The 20569-nt window shown below is 69.6% G+C and carries 15 protein-coding genes; 1 reads left to right on the top strand and 14 read right to left on the bottom strand.

Annotation, left to right across the window (positions count from 1 at the left end; all coding sequences use genetic code 11):
• Positions 1 to 379: 379 nt before the first annotated feature.
• On the bottom strand, positions 380 to 1279 hold the full coding sequence (locus tag ACIRPX_RS35980) for a replication-relaxation family protein (RefSeq protein ID WP_404203205.1): 900 nt from the start codon (positions 1277 to 1279) through the stop codon (positions 380 to 382).
• 359 nt (positions 1280 to 1638) lie between these two features.
• Complete coding sequence (locus ACIRPX_RS35975; protein WP_404203203.1) at positions 1639 to 1761, bottom strand: hypothetical protein; 123 nt, start codon at positions 1759 to 1761, stop codon at positions 1639 to 1641.
• A 571-nt stretch (positions 1762 to 2332) separates the two neighbouring features.
• Between ACIRPX_RS35975 and ACIRPX_RS35970 the strand changes: the two genes are divergently transcribed.
• Positions 2333 to 3004 (top strand): SMI1/KNR4 family protein, encoded by a 672-nt coding sequence (locus ACIRPX_RS35970; protein WP_404203235.1) that lies wholly within the window; start codon positions 2333 to 2335, stop codon positions 3002 to 3004.
• 60 nt (positions 3005 to 3064) lie between these two features.
• Here the strand turns inward: ACIRPX_RS35970 and ACIRPX_RS35965 are convergent, their stop codons facing one another.
• The 12 genes from ACIRPX_RS35965 to ACIRPX_RS35910 all read right to left on the bottom strand — a co-directional run bounded on the left by ACIRPX_RS35965 (position 3065) and on the right by ACIRPX_RS35910 (position 20453).
• Positions 3065 to 5017, bottom strand: a complete 1953-nt coding sequence (locus ACIRPX_RS35965) for a hypothetical protein (protein WP_404203201.1) — start codon at positions 5015 to 5017, stop codon at positions 3065 to 3067.
• 990 nt (positions 5018 to 6007) lie between these two features.
• Positions 6008 to 7408, bottom strand: coding sequence for a DUF6177 family protein (locus tag ACIRPX_RS35960; RefSeq protein WP_404203199.1), 1401 nt, complete (start codon positions 7406 to 7408; stop codon positions 6008 to 6010).
• Positions 7405 to 11388 carry a type VII secretion protein EccCa gene (gene eccCa, locus ACIRPX_RS35955; RefSeq protein WP_404203197.1) on the bottom strand — a complete coding sequence of 1328 codons (3984 nt, stop codon included), beginning with the start codon at positions 11386 to 11388 and terminating at the stop codon, positions 7405 to 7407. Before eccCa ends, ACIRPX_RS35960 begins: the two co-directional genes overlap by 4 nt.
• On the bottom strand, positions 11385 to 12521 hold the full coding sequence (locus ACIRPX_RS35950; RefSeq protein WP_404203195.1) for a CpaE family protein: 1137 nt from the start codon (positions 12519 to 12521) through the stop codon (positions 11385 to 11387). Before ACIRPX_RS35950 ends, eccCa begins: the two co-directional genes overlap by 4 nt.
• Positions 12522 to 12552: 31 nt before the next feature.
• A complete protein-coding gene (gene eccD, locus ACIRPX_RS35945; RefSeq protein ID WP_404203193.1) occupies positions 12553 to 13917 on the bottom strand; it encodes a type VII secretion integral membrane protein EccD in 1365 nt (454 codons plus the stop codon).
• A 31-nt stretch (positions 13918 to 13948) separates the two neighbouring features.
• Complete coding sequence (locus ACIRPX_RS35940; RefSeq protein WP_393869484.1) at positions 13949 to 14245, bottom strand: hypothetical protein; 297 nt, start codon at positions 14243 to 14245, stop codon at positions 13949 to 13951.
• A 255-nt stretch (positions 14246 to 14500) separates the two neighbouring features.
• Positions 14501 to 15517 carry a hypothetical protein gene (locus tag ACIRPX_RS35935; protein ID WP_404203191.1) on the bottom strand — a complete coding sequence of 339 codons (1017 nt, stop codon included), beginning with the start codon at positions 15515 to 15517 and terminating at the stop codon, positions 14501 to 14503.
• Positions 15514 to 17838: a hypothetical protein gene (locus ACIRPX_RS35930; RefSeq protein ID WP_404203189.1), complete on the bottom strand. Its 2325-nt coding sequence runs from the start codon at positions 17836 to 17838 to the stop codon at positions 15514 to 15516. The genes ACIRPX_RS35935 and ACIRPX_RS35930 overlap by 4 nt, the downstream gene beginning before the upstream one ends.
• Positions 17835 to 18239 carry a DUF6507 family protein gene (locus ACIRPX_RS35925; RefSeq protein WP_404203187.1) on the bottom strand — a complete coding sequence of 135 codons (405 nt, stop codon included), beginning with the start codon at positions 18237 to 18239 and terminating at the stop codon, positions 17835 to 17837. The genes ACIRPX_RS35930 and ACIRPX_RS35925 overlap by 4 nt, the downstream gene beginning before the upstream one ends.
• Before the next feature lie 58 nt (positions 18240 to 18297).
• Positions 18298 to 18609, bottom strand: coding sequence for a pore-forming ESAT-6 family protein (locus ACIRPX_RS35920; RefSeq protein ID WP_384249008.1), 312 nt, complete (start codon positions 18607 to 18609; stop codon positions 18298 to 18300).
• Positions 18610 to 18682: 73 nt separating this feature from the next.
• The gene (locus tag ACIRPX_RS35915; protein ID WP_384249005.1) at positions 18683 to 19015 is read right to left on the bottom strand and encodes a hypothetical protein; all 333 of its coding nucleotides are present in this window, start codon (positions 19013 to 19015) and stop codon (positions 18683 to 18685) included.
• Positions 19016 to 19280: 265 nt separating this feature from the next.
• Positions 19281 to 20453, bottom strand: coding sequence for a serine hydrolase domain-containing protein (locus tag ACIRPX_RS35910; protein WP_404203184.1), 1173 nt, complete (start codon positions 20451 to 20453; stop codon positions 19281 to 19283).
• Positions 20454 to 20569: the final 116 nt, after the last annotated feature.

The raw sequence follows: 20569 nt of genomic DNA, 5'->3' as shown, positions 1-20569 counted from the left end.
AATGACCACCCACGTGCTCACGGTCCAGATGGGCACCGACGGCGCGGGCCCCTTGGTGGGGGTGGGCGACCACGAACCCGACCACGCCTGATAGGCGGGCTGCAGCGCAGCCCCACCCGAACGCCGCGTACCTCCCGCCCGCCCGGTGCACAGCTCCTTGCGCAGCGCCGTGGTCGGGACTTTGGTCGGGCTCATGGTCGGGGCCGTGGCCGGAACTTCGCCGATTGCGCAGGTGTCCTACGAAGCTGCGGGGCGGTGCGCAGCGTCGTGGTCGGGGCTGCGGTTGGGCTCATGGTCGGGGTTGTGGTCGGCCGCCACTGGCTGCGCAGTTGTCCTCTGAAGTCGTGGGCGATGCGCAGCGGCCGTTCGGGCGGCCCGTCTACCTAGCCAGGAGCTGGTTCCAGACGACTCTGCTGTCGGGGTTGTGGATGGGACGCCACACGGCTGCCGATGGGCCATGGCTGCGCAGCTCAGCAAGGGGCGCGGCCACCACGAGGACGTCGCGCAGGAAGACGGTCAGCGCCAGGTCGGCCGTGATCCCGTGTAGAGCGCGCATCCGGGTGTTCACACCGGCGGGCCCGGTTCCGTCCAGGACGAACAGCAGGCGGGGGAAGCGCGGGTAGTGCTTGCGCCATTCCTCCCGCACAGGTTGTTGCCCGATGGTCGGCCTGCGGTGCCCCGGTGGGGTGGGGACGTAGTGGTAGAGGCGGGCGTAGGAGAGGAGCTTGGTGGCCAGGCGTTCGGGGCCCATGGTGGCCCGGTCGACCTCGACGAAGGCCCGCGTCATCGCCCCGTCCCCGTCTGCGGGCCCATGCCGGTAGTACAGCAGCGCGTCAGGGATGACGGACTCACCACCGCCGACGGGGTGGTAAACCTCGGGCAGCCAGTCCAGTGGTCGGCACAACTCGCCCCGGCGGCGCGCGTCCTCCAGGAACAGCAGCCCGGTCTCCGTCACGGTCAGCTGGTGTCCGACCCGCAGCCGCGCGGCCGTGGGGTCGGACACCGTCTTCGGCGGCCGCCGACCACGCAACTCCGGCCACTCGGAAGCGACTTGCACGCCGTAGGAGGTGGGAAACCACACGCGCAGTCGTCCGGCCCGGGGCAGGGTGATGCGGTCGATCAACCCCTCCACGCGCAGTTTGGCCAGCCGCCGCCGGGTCTGCTCGCTGCGCACTCCGGGGGCGATCACCCGGTGCATCTGCTCGGTGGTGGCCATCCGGTACTGCGTCAGCACCGCGAGCGCCAACCGGTCACCACCGCCAGTATCCACATCGGTCATCGTCGGGGCCGCCTCTCGTGAACGGCGGCGTCGGCCCATCCGGCGCCGCGCAGTGCGTCCACCGCAGCAGCCGGCCCCGACCAGACCATCGACCACGACAACCCGACCACGGTCACGATGCGACAACACCGCCCCGGACCACGCCCACAACTCCGCCCACAGCGGCTCGAGCACCGACGCTCCGACCGTGGTATAGCCGCAGGTCACCACAAGTGCTCCGGCGTGGTCGCCGACCCGACACCTCCCTCTGCACACCCCCACGCTCCCCCCAAGACAAGAAGAAGGGCAGGGGGCGGCGGGGAGATCCACGGCGCCGCTTGCGCGTTCGGTCATGACGCCGAGGGCCGTCAGTTCCTTGATCAGGCCGAAGTAGTCGCCGCGTCGGCAGGGCCGCTGCCGTCCGCACTGTCCTCCAGCAGCTTGCGCAGTTCGGCGGCCAGGGACTCCGTGGACCAGGTGCGGATGACCACGGACGGCTCCATGGGGACCTGTGTGCTGCGCAGTTCTCCACGGCCGCGGCGGCCCGGCGGATGTCCTCCTTGATCTCCGCCACGTGGATCTGGGATGCGTCCTGGACGGCCTGCCGTATCGCGGCGTGGTGGAGTAGGTGGCCTTGAGGTGCCCATGGAGGTCGGCGGCCGATATCGACGTGCCGTTGCAGTAGCGCCCGGCCACGTGCCAACTCTGGAACGGATTCCGCTGAAGCATCTGCTGGAACACGGGGCCGACCCGCAGACCGCTGCTCAGCTTGGCGACCTCGGCGAGCTGCGACCACAGCTCGGGCAGGTGGCCGTGTTCGTACTCCTTCGAAGGCTGCGGTTTCTCCTTCGCCCCTGGAGCCGGTTGCTGCGGCGGCCGCTTGAGCGCCGGGTTGAACGGTTCGGTCTTCGCGCTGAGTTGGGAGTGGAACGGGAGTGGTCTGCCAGGTTTCCACCCGCCTCCAGAGGGCGCCGCCGTTCGGGGGAGGCACTGATCGAGGTCGCCCACCGGCATCCGAATCGCTCGTGGTGCACGCCACAGTTGTGTGTGCGGGAGACCCGTAGGGTCGTGGGCATGACCGACGATCAGCAGCACGAGCAGGCCGTGGCGGGCGCCTGGGCGAGGATCGAGGCGTGGCTGAGGCAACACGCTCCACGCTCCTACCGGATGCTCCCTCCACCCGTCCCTGAGGCCGACATCCGTGAGATCGAGCAGGAACTCGACCTCACCATGCCACCGGGCCTCAAGGCCTTCTACCGCCTTCGCAACGGCACCGGTCACCCTGCGGACTTCGGCTGGACACCCGAACCCGAGACCGGGCTTCCCCCGCAAGGACAGGAAACAGCCTGGCTGTTGCCGAGGAAGTATGGGATTCCTCCGGTGCAGCAATTGCCGTACTGGGATGAAGGCCCTCAGACGATCGGCCGGCCGGACGACCCCATGGTGCGTTATCTGGCCTTCGCCGCGACCGACCGCAGCGGTCTCTACGGGCTGTTCACGGACTGCACTCCAGGGCCCGGTTACGGACGGATCGGAACCTTCGAAGAGGCCGGCATCCCCAAGCTGGGCGTGTGGCCGTCGTTCACCGACTACCTCATCGAAGTCGCCGATGCCCTGTACGAGAACCGCGGGGTGGAGTACGCGGACGGACACCAGGACAAGAAGGTGCCCGGTCTCGTCGATCAGGCCCTGGTGTGGGACGGTCCGGCACATCCGAGGGACCCGGAATGGACACGCCTCGCATAGACCTGTGGCCGGAACACCGCACCGTGTTCCGGCCACAGGCTTGGTCAGTCACGGGTCAGGTCAGCCGATCTTCTTCCACGCGCAGACGGTGTCGGCGTTCTTGCAGTGCTCGAAGCCGGGATCGCTGATGAAGAACCCGTCCTTGTCGAGCAGCCGCATCTGGGGAACGAACTTGATGCCGAGGTCACGGAAGGCGCCGGTGTTCTGATCCGTGGGAACCGAGGCGCGACCACACTTTTCGTTCCACTTCGGGCCGGTGTAGCCGTCGCGGTTGTCTGCGAGCAGTCCCCACGTGCCGCCGGTCATGGGTTTGGTGTAGAGCTGTGCGCACTCCTTCCCGGAGGCGACCTGGTTCGGACCCTTCGGCATGCCGCCGCTCTGGTACGTACTCGCGGGCGCGTACTCGTCGCACGATCCGTCGGGCGTGGCAGGGTTGGGTTTGTAACCGCTGGTCCCCGTGGGGCAGACGATGCCGCGGCTGTCGTCGTTGGTCCAGTCCCCGCCGTCCGGATCGGCGTCGTTGCCGGGGCCGAGGTAGGTGACGAGGGAGTCCCATTTCCGGCTGCCGGGGTGGGAGGGGAGCTTTTCCTGCGTCAGCCAGTAGTAGGCGCCGGCCGCCGGGTACAGGTTGGTGTCGACCGTCCAGGTGGGCTTGAAGTACGGGAAGACGCAGCCGGTCTTGATGTTGCCCCCGGCGATGTCGTCACAGCGCGGCGCGAGCTCCCGGACGCGGACGTCGCCACTGGTGCCGAGGCTCGTCTCGGCGTGGGCGTCGCCGGCGTCGACGGAACCGAGGAGGCTCCAGCCGAGGTCGAACTGTTCCTTTCCGGTGCCGTTCCAGATCGTCTGCGTCTTCGCGGTCATGGCGTACTGGGTGCCGACCTGGCCGACTGCCCAGTGCGGCGTGGTGTTGAGGCCGTCATCGCCGGCCCACTGAACCTGCGAGCTCGTGCAGTCCTTGCAGTTGTCACCCGCCTGCCAGGTGAGGTGAACGCCCTCGGTCGCAGCGTCGATCTGCGTCGGAACCACGGTGAGCTGCTGGTCGAACTCGGCCCGGTCGGTGCCGGTATCCGACTTCTTGTTGTACAGCTTGAGCTGCTGGGACAGCGCGAACGTAGCGGTGCCGAACCTCGGCAGGTCATCGGCGTCGACGAAGATCAGGGTCGCGTAGCCGACGTTCTTCAGACACGCCTCGCCCCGGTTCATGTAGTCCTTGCCGTCCGGTTTCGCGGCGCACCACGAGACGAGATCGGCACCCCGAAGAGCTTGCCTCATCGCTCCCTTGGCGACCGCCGCGTCTTGGGGAGTCGGCGCGTCACGACTGATCTCGATGCACACCTTCCGTCCCTTGGCGTCCGGGGCGGAACACTTGCGGCCGGTGCCATCGCCGCGCAGGCCGGTGACCGGGCCGGGATCGGTACGCGTGAATTCGATCGGAGTCTGCGCAAGCGAGTCGATGCCGGACGTGGCCTGCGGTGCCGGGAAGGTGACGTAGGGCTTCTCGGCCGGTGCGTTGATCTTGAAGGTGGAGTACGGGGACCAGTCGCTCTCGTACACCTTGCTGGTGGAGTCGTACCCGGAGGAGCGGATCGCGTAGGTGACGCCGTTCTTGAGCTTGCCGGCCGGAACCGTGACGGAGGCCGGTTTGCCCGCGGTCACTTCGCCGGAGACGAGGACGCCCCACTGGTTCTCGTCGGTGAGCTTGACGACCGTGGCGGTGGCCTTGCCGCTGGAATCGGTGGTGTGGACTTCGAAGGTGGCGGTGGTCTTGTGGCCACTGGGAGCAGTGACCGTGTTGCGTAACGTCGGAGTGGTGGTGTTGGTCTGCCACACGTTGTTGGTCTTCGTGAACGGCGGGCCGACTTCAGGTCCGTTGGGAGTGTCCGGCTCGGCGGCCGCGACCGCGCGTGCGCCCGGGCCGTGGACGTGTGGTGGGCTGTCGGAGTCGGCCGCGTAGCCGGTGCCGGTGGCGCCGGATCCGATGACGATCGCGAGGATCGCGCCGAGGGTCAAGCGCCGTCTTCTCTTGGTGGGGGGTATCAATCTGTGACCTCTCTATGAGAACAACAGTGCGACCCCACCAGGTACTTGCAGCGCGAGCCATGGCCGACATCACGGTTTGAGCGAGGAAGGAAAGAGATGAGCCACCGGGACATCCCGCCCGCCCCGAGCCGAAGGCCGCCGTCGTGGACAGAAAGCCCGTCCCCTTCGACGGCCGCCGACCGCGCAACTCCGGCCGCTCGGCGGCGATCTGCACACCGTAGGAGGTGGGAAGCCGCACGCGCAGTCGGTCGGCCCGGGGCAGGGTGATGCGGTGGATCAGCCCTTCCGTGCGCAGTTCGACCAGCCACCGCCGGGTCTGCTCGCTGTGCACGCCCGGGGCGATCACCCGGTGCATCTGCTCGGTCGTGGTCGTCCGGTACTGCGTCATCACCGTCAGCGCCAACCGGTCACCACCGCCGGTATCCACGTCGGTCATCGTCCGAGCCGCCTCTCGTGAACGGCGGCGCCGGCCTGTCCGGCGCCGCGCAGTGCGTCCACCCCAGCAGCCGGCCCCGACCAGACCATCGACCACGACAACCCCACCACGGTCACGATGCGACAACACCGCCGCCGACCATGCCCATATCCCCGCCCACAGCGGCTCGCGCACCGACGCACCGACTGCGGTATATCCGCAGGTCATCACAGGCGCTCCGGCGTGGTCTGCAGCCCGACATCCCCCTCTGCACACCCCTACGCTCGCCCCCAAGACAAGAAGAAGGGCAGGGGACGGCGGGCGAACGGGCGGGCGCGTGCAGCCGGGGGATCGGGCGGCCGTTGCTCATGCTGCGCGTCGGCGGCCGCCTCCGCGCCCGTGCCGGTGCTGGCCGGCCCGGTGTCCATCGCCAGCGGCAGGTCTGCGGCCTTACCGGCAATGCCCCGTGGGACGGCCGGTTCCGCAGTTGGCCACCCGATCGGGGACCGAACTGTTGCCGTCTCGAGCACCGCTCAGCCGGATGATCACGCTTGCTTCCGATGGCGGGTGAGCTGATGGAGCGTGGTCCAGGCTTGGGGATTGGTTCCGTCTCCGAAGGTGTAATGGACGGCGTGTTCGGCCGGGTGGCCGAGTTTGGTGGGGGTGAGACCGAGGGGTGGGTGTTCGGCTCGGGTGCGGCCGATGCTCTCGATCTCGTCGTGGCCGACGGTGAGCGCGACGGGGATGGGTGGGGCTTCGACGTGTGGCGGCACGGTGAGGTCGCGGCGGGCGGCGCGGAGTGAGGTGAGCAGGGTGGTGAGGCCGTGCTCGGCGGCGAGGACCGCGGCGAGGGGTTCGATCGAGTCCAGGGGTGGGGTCTCGTCCTCGGCGTAGCCGAGGGCGAGCGTGATGTCCTCCTCGACGCCGGCCGGGGTGCGCAGGATGCGGAGGGTGGCGAGGGCGGGGCGGTCGGGGTGGCCGATGGCGATGAGCAAGGTGGGCTGTGGTGCGCGGGAGCGGGCGAGGTCGGTCAACTGGCGGGTGGACCAGGGGAGGTTGACCGGTTCGGCGGTGCTCCAGCCGGTGGGTGGGCCGTCGGTGAGGTGGTGGTAGGCGGTTTCCAGGGCGCGGCCGAGGACGAGGTCGGCGTCGGCGGGGTGGCGGGTGCGCAGGGCGAGCAGGAGTTGGCGTTCCCCTGTGTCCGTGACGGTTTTGAACGCCTCGGCTGCCCGGGCGGTGCCGTTCTCGCCGCGTACGGGGGTGAAGGTGCCGTCTTTCCAGTGGAGTACGGCGCCGGACAGGCCGTCGTAGTAGCCGTGTTCGGGGTGTTGGACGACCCAGCGGTTGGGCAGGCCGCGCAGGGCGGTCCGGGTGGGCAGGGTCAGGCGGGTGGCGGGGGGCGTGACGATCTGCAGGGCGCGGTCGGCGGCGGTCGCGGTGCGTAGGGCGTCGGAGAGCCAGTTGGTCAGGGGGACCAGGGGGCGGTCCTGGATGACCACGGCCGTGGTCGTGGTCAGGACGTCGACGGCGGGTGTGGCGGTGGCGGGGACCGGTACGGCGGAGATGTCGGTGGTGAGGGGGACGACGTCGGTGGTGGCGGCCTCGGGGGGCCAGACCGTGCCGCCCAGGACGGTGGCCAGTCGTCCGGCGAAGGAGCCCGCGAGGCGTCCGGCCTCGGCGACGGCGGTGGAGGCGCGGGCCTCGGTCCACCACACGGGCCCGTCGGCCACGGCACAGTCCAGCAGGCGGGCGGTCTCGCCGGGGACCTGGACGAGGATCGGTGCCTCTACGGAGACCAGGGGGCGGCCGTCGGGGGAGCAGAGTTGTACGACGGCGCCGTCGGCCGTCGTGTTCACCGACAGGTCGGGGCCGCCGGCGTAGAGGCCTGCCAGCAGGGTGTTCAGGTCCGGCATCTCGGGGGTGAGGGCGATGACGTCCTTGGTCACTCTCGGTGGGCCTCTTCTGCGCTCAGGGCGGTCTGGATGAGCTGGTGGGGGCGTCCGCGGCGGACCAATGTGCCGCGGCCGGGGGGTTGTTGGGAGGCATACAGGCCGGGGAAGAGCTGTCCCTCGGTGCGGTCGCCGGTCATGACCAGGGCCGTCGTGCCGGTCTCACGCAGGGTGGTCAGCAGGGGTTCGTACAGGGCGCGGGAGGCGCCGGCGGTGCGACGGGCGAGGACGAAGTGCAGGCCGATGTCCTGGGCCGAGGAGAGGTAGGGCAGGAAGGGCGCCAGCGGTTGCTGGCCGGCGGTGGTGAGGATGTCGTAGTCGTCGATGAGGATGACGATCCGCGGTCCGCCGAAGGCGGGTTCGGTGGTGATCGGGGTGTCCGGGTCGGCGGTCTCCGGCAGGCGTTTCTCCAGTTCGGCGGCGATGCCGGTGGCGAGTGCGTTCGCCAGCTTGGCGTTGTGCGCGTAGCCGCCGCGATACGGCTCGGGAACCACTCCGCGCAGGCCGCGGCGCGGGTCGAAGACGCCGAAGACGAGCTCCTTGTCCGAGTGACGCTCGACGAGCTGCGTGGTGATCAGCTTGAGCAGGTTGGTCTTGCCGCACTCGTTGTCGCCGAGGACCAGCAGGTGCTGGTCGGTGCCGAACAGGTCGAGAAGGACCGGGGCGAGGGCGTCCTGGTCGACGCCGAGGGGGATTCGTTCGGGTTCGGCGGCGGGGGAGGGCAGCTTCGCGGCTGAGAGGCGGGTGGGCAGGACCCGTACGGGCGGGGCGAGTTCGCCGTGCCAGGAGGCACGGATCGTGCGGGCGGTGCGCTCCAGGGCCGTGCCCAGGTCGCCGGCGTCCGGGTGGCTGTCGATGCGGGGCAGCGCGACCTGCGCGAACAGGTTGCCGTCGGTCAACACCCGGCCGGGGGTGTCGGGAGAGAGGGTCTCCGACAGCTTGCGGTCGATGGAGGAGTCGGCCGGGTCGTTGAGCCGCAGTTCGACGCGGGTGCCGAACATCGACTGGGTGGCGATGCGGACGTCGTTCCAGCGCAGCATGCCCGCCACGACATGGATGCCGTAGCCGCCACCGCGCTTCAGCAGGTCGGCGACGGCGTCGTCGAGGTCGGCGAACTCGTCGCGCAGGGCGCCGAATCCGTCGATGAGCAGCACGACGTCGGTGGCACCCAGATGCGGCAGCCGCCCGCCTGCTCGGAGGTGGCGCAGCTGGTCGACGGAGTCGATGCCCAGCTCGCGGAAGAGTTCCTCGCGCTCGGACAGCATGGTGCGCACCTCGGCGATGGTGCGGGCGGCCCGTTCGTGGTCGGCGCGTCCCGCGATGCCGCCGACGTGCGGCAGCCCGGCGAGGGCGGACAGGCCGCCGCCGGCCAGGTCGAGGCCGTAGACGGCGACGTCGTCCGGGGTCTGCGTGAGGGCCAGCGCGAGGGTGAGCGTGCGCAGCAGGGTGGTCTTGCCGGACTGGGGTCCGCCGATCACCGCGACGTGTCCGCCGGCGACCGTCAGGTCCAGCAGCCACGGCTGCTGCCACTGCCGGGCCGGGTCGTCCAGCACACCGAGCGGGACCCGCAGCACGCCGCCGCTGTGGGTGAGGCGCAGGCCGTCCGTCCCGGCCTGCAGCGGCCCGGCGGCCGTGTCCAGGGTGACGGCGTCCGGCAGCGGAGGCAGCCAGATGCGTCGTACCGGCGGGGCTGCCGTGGCGAGTTGGTCGACCATGACGGACAGCACGGTGGGTCCGGTCTCGCGTCGGGTGGCGGCGGGTTCTTCCGCAGCCTCCGACTCCTCCTGCTCCGTGTTGTACGTCGGGTCGGGCCAGGCCAACCGGGTGTCTGCCGCCTGCTCGAGCACGGCCGGGCCACGGTAGGCGCCGGAGACGTAACCGGCCTTGAAGCGCTCGTACGTGGAGGTGTCGACCTTCAGGTAGCCGAAGCCGGGCAGCGGCGGCAGGTGGAAGGCGTCGGTCGTGTCGAGGACCGTGCGGGACTCGTCGGCGGAGAAGGTGCGCAGACCCAGCCGGTACGACAGGTAGGTGTCCAGGCCCTTGAGCTTGCCGCCCTCGATGCGCTGGCTGGAGAGCAGCAGGTGGACGCCGATGGAGCGGCCGATCCGGCCGATGGACAGGAACAGGTCGATGAAGTCCGGCTTGGCGGCGATGAGTTCGCCGAACTCGTCGATGACGACGAACAGGTGGGGGAGAGGCTCCAGGTCGGGGCGGTCGGTGGCGCGCAGGGCGGCGTAGTGGCCGATGTCCGCGACGTTCCCGGCGTCCTTGAGGACCTGCTGACGCCGCTTGACCTCGCCGGCCAGGCTGGTGTGGACGCGTTCGACGAGCCCGGCCTGGTTCTCCAGGTTGGTGATCACACCTGCCACGTGCGGGAGTTCGGCGAACGGGGCGAAGGTGGCGCCGCCCTTGTAGTCGACCAGGACCAGCGCGAGGTCCTCGGGCGAGTGGGTGGCGGTCAGGGCGAGGACCAGGGTGCGCAGCAGCTCGCTCTTGCCGGAGCCGGTGGCGCCCACGCACAGTCCGTGCGGGCCCATGCCCAGCTGCGAGGACTCCTTCAGGTCCAGCAGCACCGGCTCATGACGGTCCGTCAGGCCGATCGCCACGCGAAGGAAGTCCCGCTCGCTCCGCGGTGCCCACAGCCGGGTGAGGTCGAGGGCGGCCGGGTCGTCGATGCCGAGCAGGGCGGGGAAGTCGACCGGTCCGGCGACGGGGGTGCCCTCGGTGGCCGACTCCGCGGACAGCCGCAGCGGGGCCAGCATGCGGGCGATGCCCTCGGCGCCGGGGCCGGTCACGGCGTCACAGGTGCCGTGCGCGACGGTGGCGCCGGGTGTGCGCAGGTCGTCCACGGCGATCCGGTGACCGTCGACGGTGATGCGCACGCTGACCTCGTCCGGCTCGTGCACCTGCTGCTCCAGCAGATGCAGCACCGTCACGCCCATGTCCGTCAGCCCGACGGCCGAGTCCGGACGCGGGAGGTCGGTCGCGGTGTCCCCGTATGTGTCGTTGACGACCACCAGCCGAGGCGCCAGGCGCAGTGCGTCCCGGCCTGCCAGCCCGCGCCGCACCTCGGCGGCGTACGCGGCGCGCCGTCGCAGGTCGGGCGTGCACAGCCGGGCCAGCTCAGCCAGGTCGGGCGCGATCCGGCGGGCGGGAACCCGTCCGTCGTAGGACTGCGGGTCGAGGACATGGGGCAGCCACTTGGCCCACTCCCACGCGGTCTCGTCGGGGGTGGCGAGGGCGAGGGCCACGTCGTCCGGCGCATGCGTCACGGCCGTCTGCAGCAACAGCGCCCGGGCGACGCGCAGGACGCCCTCCCGGTCACCGACCACGCTGACGTTCCCCGCACGGTCCAGGGGCACGGTGAGCGGGAAGTCCGATGCGGCGGTGAAGCGGCCCTGCAGGGCGCGGGCCTCGTTGAGCATGAAGGGGTCCGGCGGGGTCAGCACCCCGCCGGTGCTGTTCTGGCCGATGGCCAGCTCCTGTACGGGGATGTCGCCGGCGCCGGCCCGCACCTGCAGGAAGTCGGCGTCCGGGCGGCGGCGCTCCCACAGCCGGGCCGGGTCCCGCACGAGGTCGTACAGAGCCTGCGGCGGCGGGTTCAGCAGCCGCGCCAGCCGCCGCCGGTCCCGTTCGGCGCTGCTCAACTCCTCGCGCAGTTCCTCCAGATACTCCAGATAGCGCTCGCGCTGGACGCGCCGGGTGCGCTGGGCCTTGCCGCGCTGGGACAGGAACAGCGCCACCGCCCCCAGAAGGGCCACGACCAGCACGAGCGCGCCGAGCGCGGCGAACTGGCTGTTGCGGATGATCGTCATCATCACGACCGAGCTGATGACACCCGCCATCGGCAGCAGGGCGGTGGCCGCGTTGCCTATCTTGCCCTCGGGCAGGTTCGGGGGCGCCTCCACGGTGCGGGCAGGGGCGGGGTCGAGCGGGCGGGTGCTGCGGGCCGGACGGTGGATCTGCTGCTGGGTCATCGCATCCTCACGGCACGCCGCATCGCCTCGGCGGCCAGCCGGACGGCCGCGGTTCGGGTGTCCTGGCCCAGCATGGCGGTGTGGATGGGGCCTCCTTGGGCGAGATGGCGGTCATAGGGAAGCAGCACCACCGGTACGCCGGGCTCCCGCAGGTGCGCGGCGGCGGCCTTCGCGTCGAGCGTGGTGTCGGGCGACGCGGCGCTGAGCGCGACCACGGTCGTGGCCAGGGCGGAGTGCGGCAGCTGGGCCAGCCAGTCGAGGACCTGGCGGGTGCCGTTGACGCCCTCGGCGGTCATCGGCGCGACCACGACGCGGGCGTGGGCGGTGTCCATCGCCGTACGGGCCACCTCGCCGGGCAGGCTCTCGCAGTCCACCACCGTCACCGCGAAGTACCGGCGCAGCGCCAGCGTCACCGTCCGGTACGTGCGCACGTCCAGTGGTGCACCCACGCGGCCCTGGCCCGCGGGCAGCAGCCAGCCGCCGTCGGCCACCGGCACCAAGTAGCCGGTGACGTCGGTGAGTTGCATGGCGGGCGTGAGGATCCGGGCCAGGTCGCTGCACGACCAGCGCACCGCCTCGGCGCCCATCCGCACCGGCAGGGTGCCCAGCGCCGTGTCCGCCTCCAGGGCGAGCACCGGATCGTGCCGGTAGTGGTTGAAGGTGCGTCCCAGCAGCGCGGAGACCGTGGACTTGCCCACACCGCCGCGGATCGACGTCACCGCGATGACACGGCCGGTGGTGACCGGCTGCTGCACCTCCTGCGCGAGGCGCGTCTGCTCGGCGACATCCCCTCCGGCCGATGCGGTGAGTTTGCGCAGCGACCGGCTGGTTCGTCGTGCTACCGAGTCGCCGTGCTGCGGGCGCCCCAACGCGATGGCGAGCCGCGGGTCGACGGTGGGCACGGACTCGGGGGCCGCAGCGACCACGCGCGGATCGTGGGATGGCCGGGGGACCGGAGGCGCTGCGGGAGACGATTCGGCGCCAGGTTCCGCATCCGCGGCCGCTCCTGATCGCAGGGGTGTACCGGGAATCGCCTCGGACGCATCCGGGCGCGAGGGCGGCGGCGCACTGTCCGGGGAGCCGTTGGCCAGTTCGCGCAGCAGGTCCTGCTGCCAGTCCCCTCCCTGAACCATGTCGATCCCTACGTCCTCGGTCCCCGCGCGCTCACGCGAAGGTGCCCAGCAGCCGCCCGTACACCCCGAACACGCCGATGACCAGCGGGAACAGAGCGATCACGGCCACGGACTCCAGGACGTCACCGACACGCCGCAGCCGCACCCGCACATGCTCGGCCGGCTCCACGCCCAGCACCACGAGAGGGACGACCGCCAACAGCGCGAGCACAGCGACAGGACCCGCCGCCGGGGCCTGCCCGAGCCACACCACCACCAGCCGCACCGCGACGACCCCTGCGGCCAGCAGCAGCACCACGACCTCGGCGGTGAGCGGAAACGCGCGCGCCCGCAGTGCCAGCACCACGGCGACGGCGATGCCCAACAGCACCGTCCACACGGACACCGCATGCAGTACGAGCACACCCGCCCCGGCCGCGGAGGCGGCGAGTACGACGCTCGCGAGCGCCAGCCCCCGGTGCGTGGCCGCGAGCGCGGTGCCCACGTCGTACCGGCTCACCGACACTCCGCCCGTGCGCCGGTCGTCCAGCCCGGTCATCCCCGACGCCATCAGCGCCAGCCGCGGCAACACGCCCAGCAGGACCAGGCAGACGACGGCGACCAGTGCACCGGCCCGAGCCTGCTCCGTGGCGGTTTCCGCACCACCCTGCAGCGCGATCACCGCCTCCCACAGCACCAGACACCCGCCGAGCGCCCCGGCGCCGATCAACGCGCCGCGCCCCAGCGGAGTGCACCACCCGGCCAGCATCAACGCGACGGCCCCGGCCCCCGCGACACCCGCCAAGCGGGCCGCGCCGGACCATTCGTAGGCATCCGCGGCCGTCCAGGCCCCGAGCGCGCCCAGCACGCCCGCGGTGGCGATCAGAGTGGTGGCCATCCCACGCTTGTGCATCCGTCCGCACAGCACCCCGGCGACCGCGCAGACGCCCGCGACGGCCACCAGCCCCCCGGCGACAGCCGACAAGGCGAACCCGCCCCGGGCCAGTACGCCGGCCGCCAGCGCCCAGATCACGGTGCTCAGTCCGGCCACCATGCGTCGTGCCGCAGGCCGCCACCGCCACGCCCGTACGTCGAGGTCGTCGGTGACCTCATCGCTGATGTCGTGCACCACGGGAGCCGACGGCGCGTCCTCGACCCGCACCAGCCGCAGCACGGCCCCGTCGGGAACCCCGGCCGACTCCATCGTGGAGTCGGCGGCCAGCGCCGAGCCGTCCGCGGTCACCAGATGCCGCAACTCCGGTCGCGCCCCCACCCGGTCGTCCAGCAACCGCATGATCTCCGGCAGCAGCACCCCGACCGGTTCGCGCGAGGGCAGTACGAGGTCGATCCGACGCCGTTCGCCGACCAAGGTGATGCGGGTGAGCGCCGTACGACTACCGGTCGCGGAACGACTCAAGGACCCCGTGGCTATCACGCGTTCGAACCTATCACCGGGCAGAAGGGACATCGGAAGGCGAGGACGACGGCGTCAGGGCCGGTGGGGACGACGGCGATACGGAAGTGCCGTACGGGCTCTTTCCGATGACCCGATGCGACACGAACGACCACCCCACGCACCCGGCACACACCACAGCGGCGATCACCACCCCGGCGAACACCTTCCCGACCCGCTCGTCCAACGACCGCCGCTGCCGCTGCGCGCCGAAGAGCAGGGCGTCGCGAAGACGACGGCGGCGTACGGAGACCGACTCCAAGAGCTGATTGTCGTAATCCTGCGCTGCCACGGTTGTTCGCCATCCGTCCTTCGTTTCGCGGCTGTCATGTGCCCCAGCCCGTAGAGCCGCAGGTACTCGGTCGGTTCCCAGCGCAGATTCCGGGTGAATGCCTCGTCATGCGCTACGCCGTTGGCCACGATCTTCCACGGCCCAGGTCAGGCTCTCGCTGATTACGGCCAGGGCCTCCGCCACGTCGTCGGCGGGGACGGCATAGCGTGAGCGGACACGTTCTGTTTTCTGAAGCGGACGACGACACCACGAGGATCAGTACCTGCCCGATAGATCTTCGAGGAAGTCCAGCGACGGCGCTTCTTGAGGGGCTTTCTCGACGATCAAATCGCTCTCCGGGCGCGGTGGGTTCTGCGCTGTCCAGGTCAGTGCTGCGAGAGCGTTGAGCCCATGGCTGTGGGCGGTCCGCAGGCGCAGCAGCCATTCCGAGCCTGCCTCGAATGCCCTGTCCCCGGCGGCGGTTCGAGGTTCGTAGCCCGCCGCTTCGTCGCCGGCCGAGGCCCAGAGGAAACCTACAGTCTGTCCGTCACGTTGGACCGTGAAGTAACGTACCGGCTGGTCGGTGATCTCCTGGTACTCGTCCTCAGAGGCTGGAATTCCGGACCGGAGCAGACCTGATCGGGTCGGGACCTCGAAGGTGCCCCAGGAATCGTCGTAGGCAGGGCCTTCGATTCTGGGATCCTCGAAACCCGTCTCGGTGGGAGTCGCGTGGCGGTTCGGGTCGCCCGGCGTCGGAGCAATGCCGAGCAGGCTTGAGATGCCCTCGAGAGCCGCGGCGAGCCGAGGCGCGTTCTCCGTGTAGAGCTCCGACTGCTCCCGGTCGCGCGTGTCCATCGTCAACCACGCGTCGGTGTACGTTTCCAACGTCACCACGAGCAGGCTGTCCTTCCAGACCTCCGCTTGGATGACGAACAGTTTCTCCGCCCGGTGTTTGACTCCCCGTTCCAGCCAGTAGCCGGGGCATTCGATACGAACATCGAAGACGAAGTCGCCTTCGAGTGAATCGGCCTCGGCCACCGCACGCGAAAGGGCTGTTTCAGCGGACAGCGGATCCGGTTCCAGACTCAGACCATCGGCCCGGACACGAACGTCTCGACTGTCACTCACAGACCGGACCGAAACGCTGGTCCTGCCCACGGGAATCGCCAGCTCGTTCCCGGCCAGTACATTCCAGACCGCCACGGCGGTCTCCGCGGCGCGTGCGGGCCGGATTCCGTCAGCGTTCGGCGTGACTTCCCAAGTCCAGTCGCCGATGGCTTCAGAGGTGATCACAGCATGTCCTTGGGGTCGAGCTTGCTTCCGGGCGGGATGACGAGGTTTCCGTCCTCAAGACGTACGACAAACGTGATGCCTTCGCCCTTCGGTCCGCGCCCGCCGCGGTGGATGTCCATGAGGGCATCGTAGGAGCCGTTGGCCATCCAGTCCGCGCGCGTCCCCCGGCCCCCGTCCACGAGCAGTACGTGGTGGTCGGCTTCGGCTTTCGCCAACTGAAGCAGATACTTTCCCCTCGTCATCTCGCCCACAGGGTTCTGAGGGTCGTTGAGATGTTTCATCTGGTACGCGTAGACATCACCAGAATCGTCGGCGATGCGAATGTCCATGTCGGCGCCGGGCGGGTATTTCTGCTCGAAGTCGATGGTGTGCGCGGGGACGCCGCTCTTGGCCAGATCTTCCGCGAAGATGAGTTGGTCGGCGCTGGGTTGGAACATCTGCGCTCGGTTCGCCCCGAGGGAAGAGACAACCTGGCCGTATTCGTCGCTCTGATTGAACTTCCCCGAGCCGATGATCTCGGCGACTCGTTGACCGTCGGGCTCCGTGGCGAGCCTGTCCAACACCCTGTCAAGGACGTTCGGCTTCGGCCGTTTCTTCCCCGGAATACCCTTGACCGCGTCGAGGATCTGCTGCTCTGTTTCCCCTCCGCGGACCATGGGCCGGCCCTCACCATCGGGCGAGGGGCCGTGGGGTGGAGCGGGCGGATTGCCGTCAGCCCCGCCGTGGTCGCCGCCGGAGCCATGCCCGTGGCTGGCACCGTCAGGTCCGTCGTCACCGGGGTGGCCATCCTGACCGCCGGCGTTCTCGTTTCCAGTGGCGTGTCCACCCCCGGATTCACCGGAATGCCCGTGTCCCCCCGCACTCCCACCGCTTGTGCCGTCGGCGCTGTGACCGAACTGCGGGGACGAACTGTCACCAACGTGGCCCCCGGCCTCGCCGCTCCGTGCGCCGGCACCGACCAATTCGCGGTCGCTAGAGGGAGAGCCAACCTCTCGCTCGACTGCGCCAGGCACGTGCACATCCCGGTGAGCGCTGCGTGTGCTGGAGGGATGGGGACCGCTGACATCGCCGTGCTTGTCGTAGACGACGAACTCACCGTTCTCGATGACGACCTTGGAACCGTCCTCCAGCTCAATGACGCTATGGACACCGTACGCGTCCGCCGCCCCGGCCCTCGCCGCGGGAAGAAGTCGGGAGGTGAGGTCGGAGAGTTTCGGCAGCGCGCCGACGGTCTTGCCGGTCGCCCTGACGCCCAGTGAGATCGGGTCCATGAACTCTCCGACCTTGGCGGCCACGCCCGCGCCCTTGGCGACCGCGCCGACCTCGCTCGTCTTGGACACGACGGACAGCGGGCCGACGCCAAGGGTGAGGACGTTGAAGACAGCGGTCCCCGCGGCGCGGGCCGGGTTCTCCTGCCACTGGTCCCAGGCCACGAGGGATTTACCGAACTCCCTCGCCGCCTTCTTCGCCCGGATCTCGTCTGCGCTCTCCTTGTCCGGGCCGAAGGCCCAGTCCATGGCCGCGTCGTACGGGGTGGCGGTGTACAGGCCGATGCCGGTGACGACGTCCTTCAGACCGCCCCAGGCATCGCCCGCCGCATCCGAGCCGTTCCCGCCGACCAGCGTCCACAGCCCGCTGACGCCGGCTTCGATGCCGTCGTGGTAAATCCCGTCCCAGACAAAGCTCTTGGCGCCGTGCCCGAACCAGCCGAGGCTCCACGCCTCGTAGCTCTGCTCGTCCACGCTGCCCCAGGGCACCTCTTCGGCGCCATCCAGGAGATCGCGGTCGTAGCCGTACTTCACCGTGTTGAGGTCGTAGAAGCCGCTGCCGTGGTCCGCTACGAACTTGGGCCCGCCGACGATCGTCGAGATCTTGCTGGCCGCCCTGCGTTCCGCCTCCTGGAAGGCGAACTGTGTGGCCGTGACGTCGTCGACGAGTTCCTTGTTCCGGTGGACCTTGTCCTCGTCCTCGGTCCAGTCGTCGTCGCCGTCGACGCTCCCCACGAACGCGAGCGCATCCGTCTTGAGCTGCTCCAGCCGCTTGGCCAGCGGGCGCGCCTCGACGGAGAAGGTGTCCAGCGCGTCGGCCACCGTCTCCAGGTCGGTGGCGAACGTGTCGGCCTTGTCCATGACCGGCTGAGTGGTGGCGAACAGGTCGTCGGCCTCGGGCGCAGTGTAGTAGGCCCCCAGCATCTGGAAGCGGGAGTGGACGTCCATGCCGCCGTTGCGGATGCCGATCGCGTCGCTGCGCAGCCCGGAGACGTCCTTGTCCAACTGCTCGAAGTCGCCGGTGAACTGCGGGATACCGGACGGGTTGATCACTTCTTCCCGTCCCCCTTGCCCTGCCCCGAGCCGCCGCCCTGACCAGGCAGGTCGATCTTCGGCGCGGCCAGGGCCTGGTGCTGCGTCGTGGCGGCCATGTCGAGATCCCCGACGACGTAGTACGCGGTGGCCTCCCGCGCACCGTTCACCGACTTCGCCGCCAGGGCACCGAGGAAGAGAACGTCACCCGCGGTCTTGTCCACGAACAGCGTCAGCGCGGCTTCGATGGGACCGGTCGGGACGGCCCCGCAATGCACTCCGACGATGGTGCCGGCCGAACCGGCCGCGCTCTGCACGTCCTTGCCGTACGCCTTCACGTCCTTGGCCACGTCGTCCATCGCGTCCTCGACCAGCGAGGTCACGAACTCGACGCCGGACGAGGAGATGTCCCACCGCGTCACGCCAAACCCCCGTTGAAACCCTTGTATCTGCCCGGCAGTTGTGCCGATACGGCACCCGTCAGCCGATGTTGTCGACGGCTGCCCGCGCCTTGGCCAACGTCGATTGCGCGGTCCCGTCGTTCTGCTCCAGCGTCGTGCGCACCAGCCGGATGATCTCGCGGACCTCGCTCGCGGCGCTGTGCCAGCGGACCTCCTTGCCGTGGTAGTCGTCGGCGACACCGTCCGCGGTGAAGTCGGCCATCGCGGCCTTCACGGCGCGGTCCCGGTCGGTCAGCACGCGCTCCAGCTGGCCGATCACGCCCGCCAGGCTGACCTGTACTTCACTGGAGGCACCGGTGTCGTACGAACGGCGGTCCTGGTTCTGAGCCACGGTCAGGCTCCCCCTTGCATGCTCGAAAGCTTGAAAACGGCGATAGCGAACGCAACTTGGACGGCGAAGGCCGTCAACGCGCGCCGAAACGGGCGGCATCGAAGTTGGCGGCACCCATGTTGTGGTGTGCGTTGTCCCCCAGCTCCACGTCACCGGAGCCGAACGCGGTGTCCATGCCGGACTGACCGCCCAGGATCGCGCCCAGCGAGCCGTTCAGATCGTTCGTGATCTCGTCGGCATGCACCTTGAACCGGTCGAACGCAGCCTTTCCGGCCCCGTTGAACTTCCCCTCCAGCGGCTCCGCCGCCTGGATCAACCACTTGATGAGCGTGCCCAGGTCCTCGCTCGAACCCACGGTGCTCTTGCCGAGCTCCGACAGGGTCGTCGATCCCATGTCGAACTTCATTCACCCACCCCCGTAAGTGTGTTGTGCGCTACGGCTGTTCGATCGCCATGGCGTGATCCTGCGTCACTCACGGCTCACAGCTCCTCGAACATCCTCTCGCACCTCCCGTTGCAGGCGCAACGCGAATGTGATCAAAGTGGCGTGATCTAGCGCACGAGGGTTCGTCAAGAGCAGTAACCCCGCGTAACTCGCGTCAGCTCACCCGTGAGTCGACGAGATGGGTTTCCGGGGAAGGGGCAGGGCTGACTGCGCAGCCGCTCCGCAGCTACGTCAGCGACCTGCGCACCGCGTCGACCAGCGTGCCCGCTCGCAGATCCTCGGCCCCCTCGACGATGTTGTTCATGGCGTAGGCGAAGGCAATGCCGTGCTCAGGATCGGCGAAGGCGAGTGAGCCGCCTCGGCCCATGTGGCCGAAGGCGTTCGGGCCGGTCATCGGGAGGTCCTCGGTGGGCAACATGTACCCGGAGCCGAAGCGGCTCGGGAGTTGCAGTACCTGGTCCTTTCCGTTGGCCTGTTCCTTGGTCGCCGACTCCAGGGTCTCCGGGGTGAACAGGTGCACGCCTTCCACCTCGCCGATCAGCGCGGCGTACATGTGCGCCAGTGCGTGAGCGGTGCCGATGCCGTTGGAGGCAGGGAGTTCCGCGGCCTGCAGCTCTGGCGAGTTGAAGTCGATCTCGGCGGGATCGGTGACCGCGAACGCCCTGTTGAAGAAGGAGTTCGGGTCGCCCATGGCGGCGACCAGTTCGCGGAACGCCTCGGGAATCGCCTCGATGGGCACGGCGGTCAGGTCGACCTCCGACTGCTGGTACACCATGCGACTGACCCGGGCGCGTTCAGCGGCCGGCAACCCGATGAAGAAGTCCAGCCCGAGGGGGCCTGCGATCTCGTCGGCGAAGAAGCGGCCCGGCGTGCGGCCGGACACTCGGCGGATCACCTCGCCGACCAGCCAGCCCCAGGTGCGACCGTGGTACCCGTGTGCGGTGCCCGGCTCCCAAAGGGGACGCTGCGCGGCCAGTGCGGCCACCATGGGATCCCAGGCCAACGCCTCGTGCAGCGGGACCGGTTGATCCAACGCGATCAAGCCCGCCTGGTGCGACAGCAGCCAGCGCACCGGGATGTCCGCCTTGCCGTTCGCGGCGAACTCCGGCCAGTACGTGGCCACCGGAGCGTCCAGGTCCAACTCGCCGCGTTGAACGAGTAGATGAGCCGCGGTCGCGGTCGCGCCCTTGGTGGCCGAGTAGACCAGTTGCAGCGTGTCCCGTGTCCACGCACGACCCGTCTCCGGGTCGGCGATGCCACCCCACAGATCCACTACCGGTCGGCCGTGCAGGTACACGCACACCGATGCGCCAATGTCTCCGCGCTCGGAGAAGCTCGCCTCGAACGCCTCACGTACCGGTTCGAACCCCGCCTCGATCTCACCGTCGATCATCGTCATGTCGTCCATCTTGGCACCGGTGGAGGCGGGCTGGCTCTCGGATTTCGAGACGGTGGCCCGTCGGGCCACCGTCTCGGCGACGCCTGAACCTGTGCGTAAAACTCCGGTGCGGCGGG

It is taken from the genome of Streptomyces sp. NPDC101225 (assembly GCF_044767585.1).
In the GTDB taxonomy this organism is placed as follows: Bacteria; Actinomycetota; Actinomycetes; order Streptomycetales; family Streptomycetaceae; genus Streptomyces.
This window is presented reverse-complemented; position numbering and strand designations above follow the sequence as displayed.

Bases quoted from the DNA above. Each gene is read 5' to 3' on its own strand.
- ACIRPX_RS35980 (WP_404203205.1), bottom strand. From the start codon at position 1,279: ATGACCGATGTGGATACTGGCGGTGGTGACCGGTTGGCGCTCGCGGTG.
- ACIRPX_RS35975 (WP_404203203.1), bottom strand. From the start codon at position 1,761: ATGGAGCCGTCCGTGGTCATCCGCACCTGGTCCACGGAGTCCCTGGCC.
- ACIRPX_RS35970 (WP_404203235.1), top strand. From the start codon at position 2,333: ATGACCGACGATCAGCAGCACGAGCAGGCCGTGGCGGGCGCCTGGGCG.
- eccCa (WP_404203197.1), bottom strand. From the start codon at position 11,388: ATGACCCAGCAGCAGATCCACCGTCCGGCCCGCAGCACCCGCCCGCTC.
- ACIRPX_RS35950 (WP_404203195.1), bottom strand. From the start codon at position 12,521: ATGGTTCAGGGAGGGGACTGGCAGCAGGACCTGCTGCGCGAACTGGCC.
- ACIRPX_RS35915 (WP_384249005.1), bottom strand. From the start codon at position 19,015: ATGAAGTTCGACATGGGATCGACGACCCTGTCGGAGCTCGGCAAGAGC.
- ACIRPX_RS35910 (WP_404203184.1), bottom strand. From the start codon at position 20,453: ATGACGATGATCGACGGTGAGATCGAGGCGGGGTTCGAACCGGTACGT.